At 73.3% G+C, this 17,839-nt stretch carries 13 protein-coding genes; 6 read left to right on the plus strand and 7 right to left on the minus strand.

Annotation, left to right across the window (positions count from 1 at the left end; all coding sequences use genetic code 11):
• The first annotated feature begins 11 nt into the window (after positions 1-11).
• Entirely contained in the window at positions 12-4,766 is a 4,755-nt protein-coding gene (locus ACZ63E_RS15350) for an acyltransferase domain-containing protein (protein ID WP_465336539.1), read from the plus strand.
• 57 nt (positions 4,767-4,823) lie between these two features.
• Here ACZ63E_RS15350 and ACZ63E_RS15355 read toward each other — a convergent pair whose 3' ends face one another.
• The 4 genes from ACZ63E_RS15355 to ACZ63E_RS15370 form a co-directional block, all read right to left on the minus strand.
• Positions 4,824-6,017, minus strand: a complete 1,194-nt coding sequence (locus ACZ63E_RS15355) for a PucR family transcriptional regulator (protein ID WP_465336540.1) — start codon at positions 6,015-6,017, stop codon at positions 4,824-4,826.
• A 28-nt stretch (positions 6,018-6,045) separates the two neighbouring features.
• Positions 6,046-7,401, minus strand: a complete 1,356-nt coding sequence (locus ACZ63E_RS15360) for a PucR-like N-terminal domain-containing protein (protein WP_465336542.1) — start codon at positions 7,399-7,401, stop codon at positions 6,046-6,048.
• 216 nt (positions 7,402-7,617) lie between these two features.
• On the minus strand, positions 7,618-8,550 hold the full coding sequence (locus ACZ63E_RS15365) for an alpha/beta fold hydrolase (RefSeq protein WP_465336543.1): 933 nt from the start codon (positions 8,548-8,550) through the stop codon (positions 7,618-7,620).
• 339 nt (positions 8,551-8,889) lie between these two features.
• A complete protein-coding gene (locus tag ACZ63E_RS15370) occupies positions 8,890-10,086 on the minus strand; it encodes a PucR family transcriptional regulator (RefSeq protein WP_465336544.1) in 1,197 nt (398 codons plus the stop codon).
• A gap of 198 nt (positions 10,087-10,284) precedes the next feature.
• Here ACZ63E_RS15370 and ACZ63E_RS15375 point away from each other — a divergent pair, with 198 nt between their 5' ends.
• Both ACZ63E_RS15375 and ACZ63E_RS15380 read left to right on the plus strand, forming a co-directional pair.
• The gene (locus ACZ63E_RS15375) at positions 10,285-11,481 is read left to right on the plus strand and encodes a PucR-like N-terminal domain-containing protein (protein ID WP_465336545.1); all 1,197 of its coding nucleotides are present in this window, start codon (positions 10,285-10,287) and stop codon (positions 11,479-11,481) included.
• A gap of 79 nt (positions 11,482-11,560) precedes the next feature.
• Positions 11,561-12,271 (plus strand): GNAT family N-acetyltransferase, encoded by a 711-nt coding sequence (locus ACZ63E_RS15380; protein ID WP_465336546.1) that lies wholly within the window; start codon positions 11,561-11,563, stop codon positions 12,269-12,271.
• Here the strand turns inward: ACZ63E_RS15380 and ACZ63E_RS15385 are convergent.
• Entirely contained in the window at positions 12,161-12,691 is a 531-nt protein-coding gene (locus ACZ63E_RS15385; RefSeq protein ID WP_465336547.1) for a GtrA family protein, read from the minus strand. The two genes, ACZ63E_RS15380 and ACZ63E_RS15385, sit on opposite strands and share 111 nt — an antisense overlap.
• A gap of 39 nt (positions 12,692-12,730) precedes the next feature.
• Between ACZ63E_RS15385 and ACZ63E_RS15390 the strand changes: the two genes are divergently transcribed.
• Positions 12,731-13,333: a hypothetical protein gene (locus ACZ63E_RS15390; RefSeq protein WP_465336549.1), complete on the plus strand. Its 603-nt coding sequence runs from the start codon at positions 12,731-12,733 to the stop codon at positions 13,331-13,333.
• Here ACZ63E_RS15390 and ACZ63E_RS15395 read toward each other — a convergent pair whose 3' ends face one another.
• Both ACZ63E_RS15395 and ACZ63E_RS15400 read right to left on the minus strand, forming a co-directional pair.
• Positions 13,334-14,521 carry a lipase family protein gene (locus tag ACZ63E_RS15395; protein WP_465336550.1) on the minus strand — a complete coding sequence of 396 codons (1,188 nt, stop codon included), beginning with the start codon at positions 14,519-14,521 and terminating at the stop codon, positions 13,334-13,336.
• Positions 14,518-15,081 carry a hypothetical protein gene (locus ACZ63E_RS15400; protein ID WP_465336551.1) on the minus strand — a complete coding sequence of 188 codons (564 nt, stop codon included), beginning with the start codon at positions 15,079-15,081 and terminating at the stop codon, positions 14,518-14,520. The genes ACZ63E_RS15395 and ACZ63E_RS15400 overlap by 4 nt, the downstream gene beginning before the upstream one ends.
• Positions 15,082-15,399: 318 nt before the next feature.
• On the opposite strand from ACZ63E_RS15400, the gene ACZ63E_RS15405 reads away from it, so the two are divergent.
• Both ACZ63E_RS15405 and ACZ63E_RS15410 read left to right on the plus strand, forming a co-directional pair.
• Positions 15,400-16,626 carry a DUF6801 domain-containing protein gene (locus ACZ63E_RS15405; RefSeq protein WP_465336552.1) on the plus strand — a complete coding sequence of 409 codons (1,227 nt, stop codon included), beginning with the start codon at positions 15,400-15,402 and terminating at the stop codon, positions 16,624-16,626.
• Between the two features lie 65 nt (positions 16,627-16,691).
• On the plus strand, positions 16,692-17,759 hold the full coding sequence (locus ACZ63E_RS15410) for a DUF6801 domain-containing protein (RefSeq protein ID WP_465336553.1): 1,068 nt from the start codon (positions 16,692-16,694) through the stop codon (positions 17,757-17,759).
• The last annotated feature ends 80 nt before the right edge of the window (positions 17,760-17,839 follow it).

Consider the following 17,839-nt stretch of genomic DNA (forward strand, 5'->3'; position numbering starts at 1 on the left):
GACGGCCGGCGATGACCGGGCCGGAAGAGCTGCGCCGGTGGCTCACCGAGCGGATCGCCCGGCTGGCCGGGCTGCCGGTGGAGCTGGTCGACGCGGGTGTGCCGCTCGCCGAGCTGGGACTGTCGTCGCGCGACGCCGTCACCGTGGCCGCCGAGCTCGGCGAACGGCTCGGCCGGGCCCCCGACCTCGGCTTGCTCTGGCGGTATCCGTCGATCACGGCGCTGGTCGAGGCGCTGGAGGTGGGCTCCCCGCCCCTGCACCGGTCCGGTGATCCGGTGGCGGTGATCGGCCTCGGCTGCCGCCTGCCCGGCGGCGTCGAGTCGCCCGACGCGCTGTGGCGTGCGCTGCTGGCCGGCGCCGACGTGACCGGCCCGGCGCCCGCCGACCGCCGTCCGTGGTTCCCGGCCCGCGGGGCGTTCCTCGCCGACGTCACCGGGTTCGACGCCGCCTTCTTCGGGATCGGCGCGGCCGAAGCCGCGGTGATGGACCCGCGGGAGCGGATCGTGCTGGAGGTGGTGTGGGCCGCGTTCGAACACGCCGGGATTCCGCCCGGAACCGTGCGCGGCAGCCGCACCGGGGTGTTCGCCGGGGCTGGTGGCGGCCCGGCGTCGATGATCGCGAACCGGGTGTCGGAGCGGTTCGACCTGCGCGGGCCGAGCCTGGCCGTGGACACGGCGGACTCCGCGGCGCTGGTCGCCGTGCACCAGGCGGTCCGCGCGCTGGCCGCGGGGGAGGCCGACCTGGCGCTGGCCGCCGGGGTCCACCTGCTGCTCACACCGCCGATCGTCGCCGAGGGCGTGGTGCCGGGTGAGGGCTGTGGTGTTGTGGTGCTGAAGCGGCTCGCCGACGCCCGCCGTGACGGCGACCGCGTGCTGGCCGTCATCCGGGGCAGTGCCGTCGGCTCGGCCGGCCGGGCCACCGGGTCGGCTGCGCAGGAACAGGTGCTGGCCGACGCGCACGCCGTCGCCGGCTCTGATACGTCCACTGTGGACTACGTCGAGACGCACGGGACCTCGCCGGACGAAGCGCAGGCTCTCGACGTGGTGCTCGGCCGCCACCGTGACCCGCTCCGGCCGTTGTTGCTCGGTTCGGCCAGCATCGGCTTCGGCGCCGCGGCCGGGATCCTCGGGTTGGTCAAGGTGGTGCTGGCGCTCTGGCACGGGCGGCTCCCGCGCTTGACTGGACTGTCCACTGTGGACTGGCCCCGGTACGCGGGCACCGCGCGTGCCGGTGTCTCGGCGTTCGGCCTCGGCGGGACCGGCGCGCATGTGGTGCTCGAAGAATGGCCGAGGCCGCTCGACCCCGCGTCGCCGGGCTCGCGGTGGAACGGCCGGCCGCAGGTGTTCACGGTGTCGGCCCGGTCGGAACCGGCCCTGCGCCGCCGGGCCGGTGACCTGGCCGACTGGCTGGCCGGACCGGGCCGGACCACCACGCCGGGGGACCTGGCCGCGATGCTCGCCCGGCGCCGGGAGCAGCTGCCGCTGCGGGCCGCCGTCGTGACGTCGTCCCGGGCCGCCCTCGCCGCGGGCCTGCGGGCGCTCTCGGGCGGTGAGACCACAGTGGACGTCGTGCGGGGCACGGCCGGGCGCGAGCTGCCGCGTCCGGTCTTCGTCTTTTCGGGGGACGGCTCGCAGTGGCCGGCGATGGGCCGCCGGCTGCTGAGCGCCGAACCGGAGTTCCGCGCCGCGGTCGCCGCGCTGGAGCCGCTGTTCCTGGCCAAGGCCGGGTTCTCGCTGCGGGGCGCGCTGCGGCGGCCGCGGGACCTCGGTGGTCCGGCGACGGTCCGGCCGCTGCTGTTCGGCATGCAGGTCGCCCTGGCGGAGTGGTGGCGGGCGCACGGTGTCGAGCCCGCGGCCGTGCTGGGCCACTCGACGGGTGAGGTCGCTGCGGCCGTGTTCGCGGGCGCGCTGGACGCCGGGGCGGGCTTGGAGCTCGTTGTCGCCCGGGCGAAGCTGCCCTCCAGCGCGACGGTCGTCGTCGAGCTGTCGGCGGCCGAGGTCGAGGCGCGGTTCCCGCGGGTCACGGTCGTCGTGGACGACTCGCCTACGCGGTGCACGGTCTCCGGTGCTCCAGAGGATCTCGCTGCTCTGGTGTCTTATGTGGAGAGTCGTGGTAGGACGGTGACATCCGGAACGGCGGATTTTCCTGCTGTTGAAACGGATCTCGCGCGGTTCCGGGCCGAGCTGGGGGCGCTGCGGCCCCAGGTACTGGCAACCACGTGGTATTCGAGCGTGCTCGACGACCCGCGTGCCCTGCCTGCGTTCGACGAAGATTACTGGGTTTCCAGCCTGTGCGGCCCGGTCCGGTTCAGCCAGGCAGTGGCCGCCGCGGTTGCCGACGGGCACCGCTGGTTCGTCGAGATCTCTCCGCACCCGATCGCGCTCGCCGCCGTCGAAGAGACCGCGCGCGAGGTGCGGACGCTGGCCACCCTGAGTCGTCGTCACGGTCGAGAAAACGCTTACGCGCGCTCGCTCGCCGAGCTGCACACCGCCGGGCACCCCGCGGTGCTCGACCGGAGGTACCCGGAGGCGCCCGTGCTCGACCTGCCCCCGCCGCCGTGGACACACCGGACGTTCCGGCCGCCGCGGCGGGAGGACGGGCACCCGCTGCTCGGCACGCGGGTCGAGGTGCCGGACGAGGGCCGTCACCTGTGGCAGGCGGTGATCACGCCGGATGCACCCGCGTGGCTCGGCGAACACCGGGTGCACGACGTGCCGGTGTTCCCGGCGACCGGGTTCCTGGAGCTCTTCCTCGCGGGGGCGCGCGAGCTGCTCGGCACTCACCGCGTCCGCGTGGACGGCCTCGAAGTCCACCGGATGCTTGCGGTGACCGGCGAAACCTTGCTCAGCACGGAGATCCGGGCCGACGGCACGGCGGTCGTGCGGGCCAAGGCGGGGTCGGGCTGGGTGCGGCACGCGACGGCGTGGGTGTCGGCCGACGCGGAACCGCCGCCGGTCGTGATGTCCGAAGTGGATGGTGTCAGCCGGGTCTCCGCCACGGTGACGCCGTCACCGCCGGGTTACGCCCTGCACCCGGTCCTGGCCGACACCTGCCTGCAGGTGCCGGCCGCGGCGCGCCCGACCGGCCCGATCGACCTGCCGACGGGGTTCGGCCGGGTCCGTCTGCTCGGTGATCCGCGCCGGGGCGTGCGGTGCGAGGCGACGGTGGCGGGCAATGCGGTCCAGCTGATCGCGGCGGACGGCGAGGTGGTGGCCGAGTTCGGCGACGTCCGCCGCCAGGCGCTCGGGGGTGTCCCGCTCGCCGCCCGCGCGTTCACCACGACCTGGCCCGAGGTGCCGCTGCCGGTCAACGCCGTCCCGCGACCGAGCTCCTGGCTGTTGCTGACCGACGAGCACCCGGCCGCGCTCGGCCGGGCCGTCGCGCTGGCCGTGGCGTTGGCCGAAGCCGGTGATGAAGCGCTTTCCCTGCCCCAGGACGACCTCGACGAGCTGCCCGGGTTCCTGACCGGCCGGCCGGTGCGCGGCGTTGTCTTCCTCACCGGGGCGCCGCACGCGTACCACGATCCGGAAGATGCCCGGGACCTGCTGCGTTCGCTCCTCTCGGTGGTGACCCGGCTCGGCCCCGGCGTCCGGTTCCACCTCGTCACGCAGTCGAGCGGTGAGCCGGGACTGGTGGCGTTGCGCGGCTTGGTGCGCGTGCTCGCCTTCGACCGGCCGGGACTGCGGGCGAGCCTGGTCGACTTCGACTCACGGTCCACTGTGGACGTCCTGGTGCGCGAGCTGCGCTCGGACGCACCGGACGACGAAGTACGCTGGCGCCATGACGTCCGGTACGCGGCGCGGCTGGCGCGCGTGCCGCTCGTCGACGGTGTGGCGGCCGGGCCGGGCGCCTACATCGTCACCGGCGGGTTCGACGCGCTCGGGCTGGCCACCGCGCGCTGGCTGGCGAGTCACGGCGCCACCCGGATCGTCCTTTCCGGACGGCGGGGCGCGGTGGTCGAACTGTCCGGAGTGGACGTCGTGGTCGACGTCGGCGACGTCGCCGAACCCGGTGTCGCGGAGCGGCTGGTCGCCGCCGCCGTCGCGGACGGTCTGCCGCTGCGGGGGATCGTGCACGCGGCCGGGGTGCCCACCGACGACGTCGAGACGGCGTGGCGGCCCAAGGTGCTCGGCGCGCGCCGGCTGCACGAGGCGACGGCCGACACCCCGCCGGACTGGTGGCTGCTGTGTTCGTCGTCGGACACGCTGTTCGGCTCGCCGGGGCGCACGGCCACGGCGACGGCGGACGCCTGGCTGGACGCGTTCGCGGCATGGCGCCGGTCGCGGGGACTGCCCGCGACGGCCGTGAACTGGGGCCCGTGGACAGCGGACCCGGTGCTGGAGCCGATGCCGCTCGCCGAAGCCCTCGACGCCCTGCCCGCCGTGCTCGCCTCGGACCTGCCGTCGGTCGGGATCGCGCGGCTCGGCGCGGGGCCGCTGCCGGAGCGGCCGTTCTTCTCGGCGCTGACGCCGTCACCGACGATGTACGAGCGGCTCGCCGGCCTCCTCGCGCGGCTGCTCGGCTGCCCTCCGGTCGAGGTGACCGGCGACGTGCCGCTGATCGACCTCGGCCTCGACTCCCTCACGGCCAACCACGCGCGGGCCGCGGCCGAGCGCGAGCTGGGGGTCGAGCTGCCGGTGTCCCTGCTGCTGCGCGGCGCGACCCTGGACGACCTCGCCGAGCACGTGACGGGAGCCTCGCACGACGACGCCGAGCGGCCGGAGGTGACCCCCAGCCGTGACCGGGGCGGCATCACGTGTGATTGAGCGGGCATCACGCGTGATTGAAGGGGCATCACGCGTGATTGGAGGGTCGACACGGGGTCAGGTGAGGGTGGCGCGGAGGGCGAGGATCATCTCGAAGCGGTCGTCCGGGTCGCGGAGGTGGTCCGCGAAGAGGGTTTCCAGCTCCTGAGCCCGGGCTCGGACCGTCTGGGGGTGGATCGCCAGGCGGTCGGCGACCTCGCGGACGTTGCCGCACGTCTCCAGCCAGGCCAGCAGCGTGCCGGCCAGGCGGCTGTACTGCTTCGGGGTCAGTGCCGTCAGCGGGGCCAGCCGGCGCCGGGACACCTCCGTCGCGAGAAACGGGTCCTTGCGCAGCCAGAGCGTCGCGAGGTGGTCTTCGCACCAGGTCAGCGGCTCGTCCGGGAGGACGTCCGGCACCAGGCGCAGGGCCTCCTGGGCCGTCGCCAGCGAACGCGCCGCCTGGCGCGGGGGCACCGGTGGGCCGACCGCGGCCCGGTGGCCCGCCAGCGCCGTCGTCAGCGCGGCGCGGTCCGCCGGCGCGGGCAGCAGCAGCCGCGGGGTGCCGTCTTCGAGGTCCTCCAGCGCGTCCAGGCCGGTGACGTCGGCCGGCCCGTCGAGGGCCACCGCGACCAGCCGGTGTGGCAACGGCCAGTCCGCCGCCGTCGCGGCTTCCTGCACCGTCCGGGACGGGGACGGCGGGTCCGCGAGCAACAGGTCGAGCAGACGCCGCCGGCGCCGTTCCCGCGCGCCGGCCGCGCGGGCCTGCGCGGCCGCGTGCCCTTCGATCGACAACGCCGAGAGCTCGTCGATGTAGGCGAAGATCGCCTCGGCGAGCAGGCACAACGTCGCCGACGGCACGCCGGCGCGCGTGCCCACCTCGGCCATCCGCCGCCAGGTGACCCGCGCGCCGATGCGGTAGGCCGCCTGCAGGACGTCGAGGTTGCGGCCCTGCGCCAGCTCGTGGACGCCGAGCCCGACGAACACCCGCCGTCGCTCGTCCGACACCGTGCCCGCCGCCGCGATCCGGTCGATGAACTGCAGGATCGCCGCCTGCACCCCGGCCCGCAGCGCCTTGCCGAAGGCGCCGTCGAGCGGGCGGGCGTAGTCCGGGATGGTCCGCTGGATCTCGCGCAGCACCTCGTCGGCGACGTCCAGCATGCGCGGCCGGAACACCGCGGCCAGCTCGCGGGGGAGCAGGGTCCACAGCTGTCCCGGCCGGCCGTCGCCGCTCAGCATCGGCCCGAAGGCCGATTCGACGGGCGGTCCCGTCATCGCCCACCTCATCGTCGAAGGGGAGTTTTCAGGAACCGAGCAGAGCCTCCGCGCGCAGCGCGATCTCCATGTCGAGCCGGTCGTCGGCGTTGTTGAGCCGGTCGCCGAACAGGTCGATGAGCTGGTGCATGCGGTAGCGCACGGTCTGCGGGTGCACCTTGAGCTTCTTCGCGATCTCGGGTGCGCTGCCGCGGGACTGCAGCCAGATCAGCAGCGTCTCACCGAGCCGCGCGCGCTGCTTCGGCGTGAGGTCGTTGAACGGCTCCAGGCTGCGTGAGCACAGTTCGCGGACCAGGAACTCGTCGGCGAGCAGCCACAGCGTGGACAGGTGGTCGGTGCAGCGGGTCACCGGCGCGTCCGGCAGCACCCCGCGCTGGACGAGCTTCAACGTCCGCCGCGCCCACAGCAGGGACCGCGGCGCGTCGGTGAGCCGCACGGTCGGGCCGATCACCGCGCGCCAGCCGCCCAGCCGCTCGGTGAGGTTCTTCAGGTGCTTGTCCGGGTCGCCGGTGACCAGGCACGGCTCGCCGCCCTCGAGGTCGACGAGGACGTCCGAATGCAGGTCGGGCGCGGCGAGGCTGTGCTGGTCGGCGCGGGGTTCGAGGGCGACGACGGTGACCTCGGCCGGCAGCGCCCACTGCGCGGTGGCGGCCTGGGCGCTGATGGTCTGCGGCGCGGACGGCGGGTCGGCGAGCAGCAGTTCGAGCAGCCGCCTGCGCCGTCGGGCGCGGGTGCCGGCCGCGCGGGTCTGCGCCGCCGTGTACCCCTCGATCGACAGCGCGGAGATCTCGTCGACGTAGGCGAAGATGGCCTCGGCGCAGGTGCACAGCGTGTCCGCGGACACGCCCGCGGCCTGCCCGAACTCCGAGATGTGCCGCCACGCGACCCGCCCGCCGACGCGGTACGCCGTCTGCAGGCAGTCGAGGCTGCGGGCCTCGTTGAACTCGATCTTGCCGAGGTTGCGGAACACGGTCGTCCACGTCTCGAGCGGCACGGCGCCGGGGGTGCCGACACTGTCGAGGCACTGGATGATCGCCTGCCGGACACCCTGCGTGATGATGTGCCCGAACGCGCCTTCGAGGGGCTGGCGGTACTCGGGCACCGCCCGCTGGACCTCCTGCAGAATGGCGCGGGCGAGCGGGTCGACCCGCGGCTTGAAGCGGATCGCCAGCTCGCGGGGCAGGGACGCCCACAGCCCGATGGCGCCGGAAGCGCGTACGGGCCGGGGTTCCGCCGGGGTCCGCGGGGCGGGTGGGTAGGGGTGCCGGACCCGGTCGGCCGACACGGACTGCTGCCGGTGGGCCGGTCCGGAAGAGCGCTCGCCGGGGTTGGGCCGTCCCGCGCGCAGGGCGGGGGCGGCGAACCCGGTGTCCACGTCGGTCATGTGTTTTATCCTTGCTGGCAACAAAACTGGCCTCTTCGTCGTCGAAGCCGGTCCGGATTTTGTGGCTCAGGCAACATAATTTCGCGCGAACGGCACTGTCAACGGGTTCTCCGCTGACTTCGGGGTAACCCGTCCGGACTACACCCGAACGGGTGGAACGGCGCGGCGCGAGGTGACACTTCCGCCGGGGGCGCATGGTGCGCGGATGACAACTTTTCAGGCGGGCGTTTTCCCGCCCGTCGCGGCCGTCAGCCGGGCGACGACGTCGTCGAGGGTCAGCCGCGCGGGCTCGGTCCCCGTGACGAACTCGTTCAGCAGCAGGCAGAACCCGTCCGGGTCGGCCACATGTGGAAAGTGTTTCGCGTTTTCCCGCACGGTCAATCGGCTGTTCGGCAGCAGTTCGGCGGTCCGGCGCCCGTGCCGCACCGGGATGAGCGGGTCGCGCGCGCCCCAGACCAGCAGCATCGGCACCGCTTCGGCCAGGTAGAGCTTCTCCACGGCGCTCGCGCGCTGGCCGCGCAGGTCGATGAGGCTGCGGGCGATGAAGAGGAACGCCCGCCGCCGCGCGGGGTCGGCCAGCGAGCCGAAATGCCGTGCCAGCTCGCGGTTTTCCGTCTCGAGCGACCCGCCGAACCGCCGGCCGAGCCGGGCCGCCGCCCGCGCGAGGGCGAGCGTCACCCGGTTCACCGTCAGAGCCAGGACGGCGGGTGCCCCCGGCAGCGCGGCGGCCCGCAGCACCGGGCTCACCTCCGGGCCGAGCCCGGCACTGCCGACCAGCACCAGCCGGTCGCACATTTCCGGGAACTGGTAGGCGAACTGCATCGCGATCCCGCCGCCGAGGGAGTGGCCGACGATCGTCGCGTGCCGGACGCCGGACACCGCCAGCACGTCCCGCACGATGCTCGCCAGCGCGCCGAGGCCGTAGTCCGCCCGCGGCGCTTCCGATTCGCCGTGGCCGGGTAGATCCGGTGCGAGAACACGTTTGCCGAGCGCCGCACACCGGTCCAGCACCGGCGCCCACGTGCGCGCGCTGCCCGCGATCCCGTGCAGCAGCACGATCGCTTCGTCGCGCGGAGCCGTCTCGGGATCGTGCTCGTGCAGGCGGACGCGCCGGCCGTGCAGGGTCAGGGTGTAGGTCTCGAAGGTCATCGGCCACCTTTCTCGCGGACCGAAAATAGGGCATCCGACCACTCGCGCCGGATGTGTTAGCGCTACCGCGACGAAATCCGCGCCGGGCATGACAAGAACGGCCGCCGAAAGGCGGCCCTGCGTACGGGGTTTCGCGGGGGCGCCGGTAATGCGTATCGACATTCCGCCGGTATCCGGGTATTCCTCGGACATGGCCGTTATGACGCACCGGGCGCGCTGATGTCCTGCCGCGCGAGTTTCTTTTCCGGCGAGCCCGGGCCGGCGCGACGGGCGGGCCGGCCGTGGCGGCGGGTGCTGCCGGTGCCGATGAGCCGGCTGGCCGCCGGGCCACCGCGCCGGTCAGCCGTCCGTGGGCCGGTGCGCGCGCATGAGCCGCTGGGCGCGCAGGGCGAGCTGCATGCCGAGGCGGTCGTCGGCGTCCTTGAGGCGGTCACCGAACAGCTCCTCCAGCTGCCGCAGCCGGTTGCGCACGGTCTGCGGGTGGACGCCGAGGCGCTGCGCGATCTCGGGCGCCCCGCCGCGCGTCTCCAGCCAGGCCAGCAGTGTCTCGCTGAGCCGCTCGCGCTGCTTCTCGCCGAGCGAGGCGAACGGGTCGAGGCTTTGGCGGGCGAGCTCGGCGGCCAGGAAGTCCTCGGCGAGCAGCCAGAGCGTCGCGAGGTGGTCGCGGCACCAGATGACCGGGCCGGTGTCCGGGCCGGAGAGCAGCAGTGCCCGCCGGGCGGTGCGCAGCGCGGCGGGGGCGTCGGCCAGCGGCACGGTCGGTGACACCGCGGCCCGCCAGCCGCCGAGCTTGGGCTCCAGCGGCGTGAGGTCGGCGTCGGGGTCGCGGGTCAGCAGGTGCGGCTCGGCGCTCTCGAGGTCGGCCAGGACACCGTCGCCGAGCAGGTCGGCGGGGAAGTCGCCGGCGTCGGGCCCGCGTTCGAGGGCGACCATCGCGGCGGTCTCCGGCAGCGGCCAGCCCGCGCCGCCGGCCAGCCCGGCGATGCTGCTCGCGGCGCCTTCCGGGCCCTGGACGATCAGCTCCAGCAGGCGCCGCCGCCGGACCGGGACGGCGCCCTCGGCCTCGGCCTGCGCCTGCTGGTACCCCTCGATCGCGGTCGCGCACAGCTCGTCGACGTAGGCGAAGATCGCTTCCGCGGCGACCGAGATGACGGCCGGGTCCACCCCCGCGGCGACCACCCCGGGGTGCATCGCCCGCCAGGCGACCCGGGCCCCGATCGTGGCGCTGTCCTGCAGCGCGTCGAGGTCACGGCCCTCGGCGAACTCGATCCGACCGCGGCCGCGGTAGAACTCGACCCAGTGGTCGTGGGACAGGCCGGGCTCGCCCATCGAGTCGACGCAGTGCTGCACCGCGTACTCGACGCTCTTGACCAGCACCTTCCCGAAGACGCCGGTGAGCGGCCTGCCGTAGGCGGGGACCGTGCGCCGGACCTCCTGGATCATCGACGCCGCGGCGTGCCCGACGTGCGGGCGCAGGCCCGCGCCCAGCGCGCGCGGCAGCGAGGCCAGCAGGCGGAAGCTGCGGTACTCGACCACGAATCCCCCTTCGCGTTCTCGTCCGGGCGGGAGCAGAGCGTATCCGAAGCACGTGTCACTGAAAAATCAACGACGAGTTCCCTGAAAGGGTGACGCGGACACATCCTTTTGACACGGACGGGTGCGCGTTCTACGCTCCGTGTCAGATGGCGGAGAAATTTCTGGGCGCCAATTCCCGAGTGGAGGACCGAATTCCCGATGCGCGGTTCCGCTGCTTCGGACGGCTCCGTGTGGTCCCGGCTGCCCCACGAGCTCGGTGACGCGGTGCGCCCGCGGATCCCCGAGATCGCCCGGGCCTGCGTCGACGGCATCGCCAGTGAGATTCCGGAATATTCCCGGAGTTTCGGCCACGGCCCCGAGCGGGTCGCCGCGATCGAGCAGACGCGGCGGGGGATCGAGCGCGACATCGACCGCGTCGGCACCCCCGCGATGTGGCAGGCCGACCGGCTGGCCGAGTTCCGCGGCCACGGGCGCGAGGCGTTCCACAATGGTCTCAGCCGCGAAGCCGTGCAGGCGGCGGTTCGCGTGTCGAGCCGGGTCACGTGGCGCTGGATCGCCGACATCGCGCGGGAAGCGCGCCTGTCCGGCGACGTCCTCTACGGCGCGGCGGAAGGGATGTTCGCCGACGTCGAGACGTCGATGGCGGCGGTCGCCGAGGGCTACCGCGCGGCCGAAGCGGCGATGTCCGGCACGGGCGAGCGCCACCGCCGTCTCCTGCGTGCGCTCCTCGGCGGCCGCACACCGGCCGAAGTGGACGGTCTGGTCGCGGCGTCCGGGCTCCCGGTGCCCTCGCACGTGGCCGCGGTGGCGTTCCGGGCGCTGCCGGGCGCCCCGGAGTTCCCGCCGGACCTGCTGCCCGAGCACGTCCCGGCCGACCCGGCGGGTGACCCGCCGGCCGCGCTGACCCCGGCCCCGGACCCGGACCTGACGGGGTTGCGCGACCTCCCGGCCGGCTGGACGGCGGCGGTCGGCCCGCTGGTCCCACTGGCCCAGGCCCCGGAGTCGTTCCGCATCGCCCGGCGCGCGGCCGACCTGGCGTCGCGCGGCCTGCTGGACGTCCCGGGTCCGGTGGTGTGGTGCCGCGACCACGTGACCTCGCTCTTGCTGCTGGCGGACGAGTTCCTGGCGGCGCAGCTGGCCGCGACGACGCTGGCGCCGCTGACGGGGTTGCCGGAGCGGCGGCGGGAGCAGCTGGCGGAGACGTTGCTGGCGCTGGTGCAGACCCGCGGCAGCGCGCCGGAGCTGGGGCGGATGCTGGAGCTCCACCCGCAGACGATCCGGGCCCGGCTGAAGAAGCTGGCCGAGCTGTTCGGGGCGCGGCTGGACGATCCGGGGGAGCGGCTGCGGCTGGAGCTGGCATTGCTGGCGGAGCGGGCGTTGCCCGGGCGCGACTGAGGCGGACGCCGAGTGGACCGGTCCACCCGCGTCGGATTGGCCCTGGGAGAAGGGCCAATCCCGCCATAAGCTGCCCCGCATGACCGGACTGCTCACCGAGCGCCTGCGGCAGGCCTCCGACAACGCCATCGCGATGTGGACCACCCTGGCCCGCGCCCGGGGTGACGCCGTTGTCGAAGAGCCCGCCTTCACCGTCATCGACGGACGGCGGTTCCGGATCATGCTGCGGACCCCGGCGCCGGCCGAAGCGGACAAGGGCCGGCTCGCCGAGCTCGCCCGGGACCGGGTGAACGACGGCCGGACCGTGGTCGTCGAGGATCCCTTCCGCGTGCTCGACCTCAGTGCCGGGATGACCGCCGGGCAGCTGCCCGTCATGGCGCGGGAACCCGCGCCGGTTCCCGAGGCGCCGGAAGTCCGCCGGGTCGAGTCGGACGCCGAGCTGGCCAGGGCCGAGGACATCGTCGTGCACGGCTTTCCGTTGGAGGAATACCAGCCGCTGGCCCCCGCAACCGTCTTCCCGCCCGCGCTCCGGGAGCAGCGCAGCCTCGAGTTCTTCCTCCACGGCGACGCCGGCGCCTGCCTCACCATGGCCCACGGCGGGGTCGGCGGGGTCTACTGGGTCACCACAAAACCCGAGCGCCGGTCGCAGGGCATCGGGCGCGCGCTGACGCACGCGGTGCTACGGCACTTCGACGACCTGCCCGTCACGCTGAGCGCGTCCCGGGCCGGCCGGCCGCTCTACGAGAAGCTCGGCTTCGTCAGCCTTGGCGACGCGAACTGGTGGCGTTAGCGGGAACACCCACCGCCGGTAGCCGAACCAGCGGAACGCGGTGCCGCCCAGTGTCCCCAGCACCATCCCCGCGACGAAGTCCGCGATCTCCTGCGCGAGGTAGCTCACCTGCGGCTCCGCCAGGTGCAGCACGTACCGCGACACCAGCGGCGGCACCAGGTTGACGGCCACCGCGCCCGCGTTGACCGCGAAGAACAACACCGCCTCCCGGACCCGGCGGTGCCCGCCGCGGCCGGCGAACGACCAGCGCCGGGAGAGCAGGTACGCGAACGCCGTCGAGGCCACCGTGGCAAGGAAAAGCGCGGTTACCGGTTTCTCACGGAACACGGTGAGCTTCAGGCTGTAGTCGCCCAGTAGGGTGACCCCGTACGCGGCCAGGCCGACGATGGCGAAGCGGAGCAGCTCTCGCGGCTGGGGCATGGTTCCTCCAGGTGACGCCGACAGGGTGGAGGTCTTTCGATGGCACGCACGGGCGGTGAGGGTGAGCTCCCCTCGGTCGCCGAACTGGTGAACCTCTCGCAGACGAAGCCGCTGATGATCCGCGGCGACCTCGACGCGATGCTCACCGCGGAACCCGCGCTCGATCCGACGCCCGACCCCAAGCCCGACCCGCTGGCCGTCCTCGACGCCGAGCTGAACGCGCCCGAACCCGAGGCCGACCGTCCGCTGGACGCGCCGCCGGCCGGGTCGCGCCGCACGAAGCCGTACGTGCTCGCCGCCGGCGGAGCCGTCGCGCTGGGGCTGGCCGCCGTGGTGCTGTTCCAGCCGCACCAGGTCGGCGGGACCGCCGTGCCGCCGCCGGGCGCGACCGCTCCGGCGCCGCCGACGTCCAGTGAGGCGGTCGAGACGATGAGCGCCTCGGCCAGCGCGCCGCCGCTCACCGCCGAGGTGCACGACTCGCCGGTGCACACCACCACCAGCGCGCCGGCCGCCGCCGCGGGACGCAAACCCGCGCGCCCCACGACGTCGGCGCCGCCGGCGCAGGACCAGTGGCAGGAGTACGTGAGCTCGGTCGTCAGCTCGTGGCAGCAGCAGCACCCGCACGGCAGGCCGAACCGCTGATCAGCAGCTCGACGTCGCCGGCTTCCCGGCGATCCGGTCCTTGACGAAGGCCAGGACGTCGGCGTTGCCGGTGTAGACCAGCGTGATGTGGTCGGTGTCGTAGGTCTTCCACGTCTCCTGGACCCCGGCCGCGCAGTACGCCTTGTGCAGCGCGTCGGCCTGCGCGAACTGCACCAGCTGGTCGCCGGTGGCGTGGTACTGGAACACCGGCACGCGCGGCGGGTGCCCGCCGAGCTTGTTTTCGGTCAGCCGGGCCACCCACGCGGGCTGGATGTACCCCGGGCTGGTCGTGTAGTCCGCGATCTTCTGGTTCGCGTAGGTCGTGAGCAGCTCGAACGTGCACGCGCTCTGCCGCATCTCGGCGAGCTTCGCGCGGCCGTTCCCGCTGAGGAACGAGTCGAGCTTCAGCTCCGGGTAGGCCTGGTCGAGGCCGAGCAGGGCGTAGGCGAACACGCCGAACCCGAACTTGCCGTCGAGCTGGAGGGTCACCTGGACGAGGTCGGCCGGCACCCCGCCGGCCGCGATCCCGACGAGGTTCAGCTCCGGCGCGTACGTCGGCTGCAGCTCGCCGGCCCACGCCGCCGCGCCGCCGCCCTGGGAGTACCCGCGGAAGACCACCTTCGACGTCGCCGAGAGCCCGGCCGCCGCGAGCCGCTGGGCCGCGCGGACCCCGTCGATCACCGCCGGGCCTTCCGAGCGGCCCACGACGTAGGTCGTCTTCGGGTCGCTTTGGTACCCCTCGTAGTCCGGGACGGAGACCGCGTACCCCGCGTCGAGCAGGTCGTCGAGGCCCGGCTGCTCGTAGAACGCGCCGATGTCGATCATCTTGGACGGGGTGCAGCCGAACGCCGGGCCGTGCGTGCCGGGGTCGAACGAGACGATCGGCGCGTTCGCGCGGTCGGCGTTCTTCGGCACGAGCACGGTGCCGGTGACCGCGTCCGGCTGCCCGAGCGCGTTCGTCGACAGGTACATCACCTGCCACGCGTCGACGGATGCCTTGCGCGGCCCCGCGTTCGACGGCCGCCAGCGGAGGACGTCGCCGGGCTTTCCCGCGGGCAGCGGGGACGGCGGGGTGTAGAACGCGTCGCCGGACGGGCCGGGCGCCGGGTCCGCGTCCGCCGAAGCCGCCGGGGCGAGCGCTGCCGTGACGACCAGCGCGACGAGAAGGGCGAGCGTGCGCCGCGTCACGAGCCGGTCCCGTAGACCCGCTTGCAGGTGGCGGACTCGCCGAAGGCCAGGTTCAGCTCGGGGTTCGCCTTGAGCTCCTTGATCGGGCCTTCCGGGTCGGAGAGCTGCCCCATCGTCGAGTCGGCTTCGGAGATGACCTGACGCAGGCTGGGCTCGTCGGTCACCTTCGCCTGCTCCATCTTCGTCTTCGTCTCGGACAGCTTCGTCTTGGTCTCGGTGAGGTTGCCCGTCGCCTTGTCCACGGCGGACTGTCCATCCGGGACGGGCGGGACGCCGGCCGTGCGGAGGCCGCCCGCCATGTCGTCGAGGGCCGCGCCCAGCCGGCCGAGGAAGTCGACCATCGCGTCCCGGGTCTTCACCGGGTCGGCGTCGTCGACGGCCGGCGGCTGCGAGAGCTTCGCCGAGCCCGCGGCCACCCCGGTGCACACCTTGTCGACCCAGGCGAGCGCCGCCGGGTCGGCGTGCCGGCCCGGGTCGGCCGGGGCGTCCGACGAGCAGGCGGCGCACGACAGGAGCGTGGCCGCCGCCATTACGAGCACCGCGCTGTGCATTCTTTTCATGGGTTTCGAAGCTACGCGGCGCGGTTGTGCGCGAGCAAGAAGAGAATGGCCGGTTGGCACGCGCGTCAACATTCCACGGCGGGGATTTGTCACGTGCGTCAGCGGTTCGCCGATGACGCTGTGCTGGGGAAACCTTCCCCCGCCTGCTAGGAACCCGAGCCGGGTGACGCGCCGGGGTGACAATTTGCCGCCGGGGCGTGACGTTTTCACCAAAAGCCCTTGATTGCCGCGGCCGGCGCTCGTTAGCTTACGTTCGGTCGCGATTATCGAGAATGTGCGCGCCGTTTCGTATCACTGTTGATACACGGAAGGACCATCGTGAATCACCCTAGAGGCAAGAAGAAGACGGTCGCGGCCACCGCGGCCACGGCCGCGGTGGGGCTGGTCGCCACCGCGCTGGTGCTCGGGGCGCAGACCAGTGCCGCCGACCCGATCTCGCTGACCCTCAACTACCACTGCACCCTCCCGCTGGTGGGTTCGCAGTCGCTGAAGGTGGTGATCAACACCGACCTGCCGACCACGGTGAACACCGGCCAGCCGACCGGCGCGTTCGACATCAAGGCCGTGTCCACCATCAACGCGGACACCGTCGCGGGCCTGAGCCTGATCGGCGCCACGACGATCGAGGGCACCGCGACCGCCGCCGCGACCGTCGCCGCGCCGAGCCTCAACCTGCCGGTGAACGTCCCGATCACGCTGGAGAAGACGAACATCCCGGCGTCGGGCGAGCTGAACATCAACGCTTCGGGCAAGACCCCGTCGCTGACGTTCACCCAGCCCGGCCAGGCGAAGATCACGGTCGGCGACCTGCAGCTCAAGGTCACCCCGCGCAAGGCCGACGGCTCGGTCACCGGCATCACCCCGGACGGCACGATCGACGCGCCCTGCACGCAGGACGCCGGCCAGAACAACACCCTGGCCACGATCACGATCGCCGGCGGGGGCGGCACGACCCCGCCCACCACCACGCCGCCGACGACCACACCCCCGACCACCACGCCGCCGACGACCACCCCGCCCACCACGACCCCGCCGGGCGGGGGCATCAAGTACTCCTTCGGCATCACCGGGTCGACGTCGCTGAAGTCGCTCGGCAGCACCGCGCCGATCACCGGCTCGTTCGACGCCGACGTGGACCTCGCGGCGAAGAAGTTCACCGGCAACCTGCAGCTCAACCCGACGCACACCGACTTCAAGCTGTTCGGGTTCCTGCAGGGCAGCTCGGACGTCAAGGTCGTGCAGAACGGCCCGCAGACCGGTGAGCTGGTGGGCACCGGCTTCAAGGCGCACATCAAGTTCGACACGTTCCTCACCACGGTGAACCTGTTCGGCATCCCGATCAGCACCGACCCGAAGTGCGGCACGACCACGTCGTCGACCAGCGAGATGACCACCGGCGCCGACTTCGACCTGCTCAAGGGCGGGAAGCTGGCCGGCACGTACTCGCTGTCCGCGCTGCAGAACTGCGGCCCGTTCAACGACATCATCAGCGCGTTCGCCAAGAGTGACGGCAACACGCTGGACCTCGTGCTCGCCAAGAAGTGACCCCGACTGCCGGCCCCCGTCGCGCTGCGGCGGGGGCCGGTGCCACGCCTGGGAAGGGAGTGCCCGTGCGGAAAGCCCGGTTGGTGCTCGCGGCGGGCCTCGCCTGCCTGGTGCTGCCGTTCGCCGCGCCGCCCGCGGACGCGTCGACGGTGATCGACAAGCGGCTGAGCTTCACCTGCCCGTTCCCGTTGATCGGCGAGCAGCGGCTCGACGTCGAGGTCAAGGCGTCGTTCGAGGTGCCGTCCGCGCCCGGCGGCACGTTCACGACAACCGACCTCACGGTCGCGGTGATCGTGCCGGACAAGTCCACCCGCGGCCTGGCCCTGGTCGGCGCGGCGAGCATCGAAGGGACGGCGTCCGCAGGGGTGACGCTGGCCAACGGCTCACTGACGCTGCCACTCGCCCTGCCGCTGATCGTGGCCAAGACGGCGGTGCCGGCGTCGGGGGCGTTCACCACGCACGCGACCGGTTCCGTGCCGCCGGTGCAGCTGCCGAACGCGGGCCGCACAGCGCTGACGATCGGGGACTTCAGCACCCGGCTGACCCCGAAGAAGGCCGACGGCTCGTTCACCGGTCTCGGCTCGTTCACCTCGGACTGCACGCTCGACCCGGGACAGGACCCGGTGCTGCTGAGCTTCGACCTCGGCGGCGCGCCGCCGTCGTACGACTACGGCGTCACCGGTTCGACGCTGGTGAAGGCGCTCGGGGCGGCCGCGCCGCTCACGGGCTCGGTCACCGCCGGCCCCGCGTTCGGCGCGGTGTTCGACCGGACGCGGGCGGAGTTCAAGGTCTTCGGGTTCGTGCCCGGCGCCGCCGACCTGCGGTTCACCCCGGACGGCCCGCAGACCGGCGAGTTCGACGGCGCCGGGTTCGTCGTGCACTCGGCGTTCGCGCTGGCCCTGCCGCAGGTGACGCTCTTCGGGCTGCCGGTCGCGGACGCGGGCTGCCGCGCGAGCGCGCCGATCCCGGCCGACCTCCGGACCGGAAGCGGGTTCGTGCCGGCCTCGGGTGGCCCGGTCACCGGCACGTACACGATCCCGCCGCTGACCGGCTGCGGCGCGTTCACCGCGTCGCTGAGCTCGCTGGTCCAGGGGGAGGGCAACACGTTCGCGCTGACCCTGGCCGCGCGCTGAGCCGAATGCCGCCGAGCCGCCGTATCGTCCACTGTGGATGACGGGGCGGCTCGGCGGCATTTTGCGGAGTGCACCCGAAC

Source organism: Amycolatopsis sp. NPDC104819, from assembly GCF_055583145.1.

Coding starts and splice junctions, on each gene's coding strand:
- ACZ63E_RS15350 (WP_465336539.1), top strand. CDS start 12: ATGACCGGGCCGGAAGAGCTGCGCCGGTGGCTCACCGAGCGGATCGCC.
- ACZ63E_RS15355 (WP_465336540.1), bottom strand. CDS start 6,017: ATGACGGGACCGCCCGTCGAATCGGCCTTCGGGCCGATGCTGAGCGGC.
- ACZ63E_RS15360 (WP_465336542.1), bottom strand. CDS start 7,401: ATGACCGACGTGGACACCGGGTTCGCCGCCCCCGCCCTGCGCGCGGGA.
- ACZ63E_RS15365 (WP_465336543.1), bottom strand. CDS start 8,550: ATGACCTTCGAGACCTACACCCTGACCCTGCACGGCCGGCGCGTCCGC.
- ACZ63E_RS15375 (WP_465336545.1), top strand. CDS start 10,285: ATGCGCGGTTCCGCTGCTTCGGACGGCTCCGTGTGGTCCCGGCTGCCC.
- ACZ63E_RS15380 (WP_465336546.1), top strand. CDS start 11,561: ATGACCGGACTGCTCACCGAGCGCCTGCGGCAGGCCTCCGACAACGCC.
- ACZ63E_RS15385 (WP_465336547.1), bottom strand. CDS start 12,691: ATGCCCCAGCCGCGAGAGCTGCTCCGCTTCGCCATCGTCGGCCTGGCC.
- ACZ63E_RS15390 (WP_465336549.1), top strand. CDS start 12,731: ATGGCACGCACGGGCGGTGAGGGTGAGCTCCCCTCGGTCGCCGAACTG.
- ACZ63E_RS15400 (WP_465336551.1), bottom strand. CDS start 15,081: ATGAAAAGAATGCACAGCGCGGTGCTCGTAATGGCGGCGGCCACGCTC.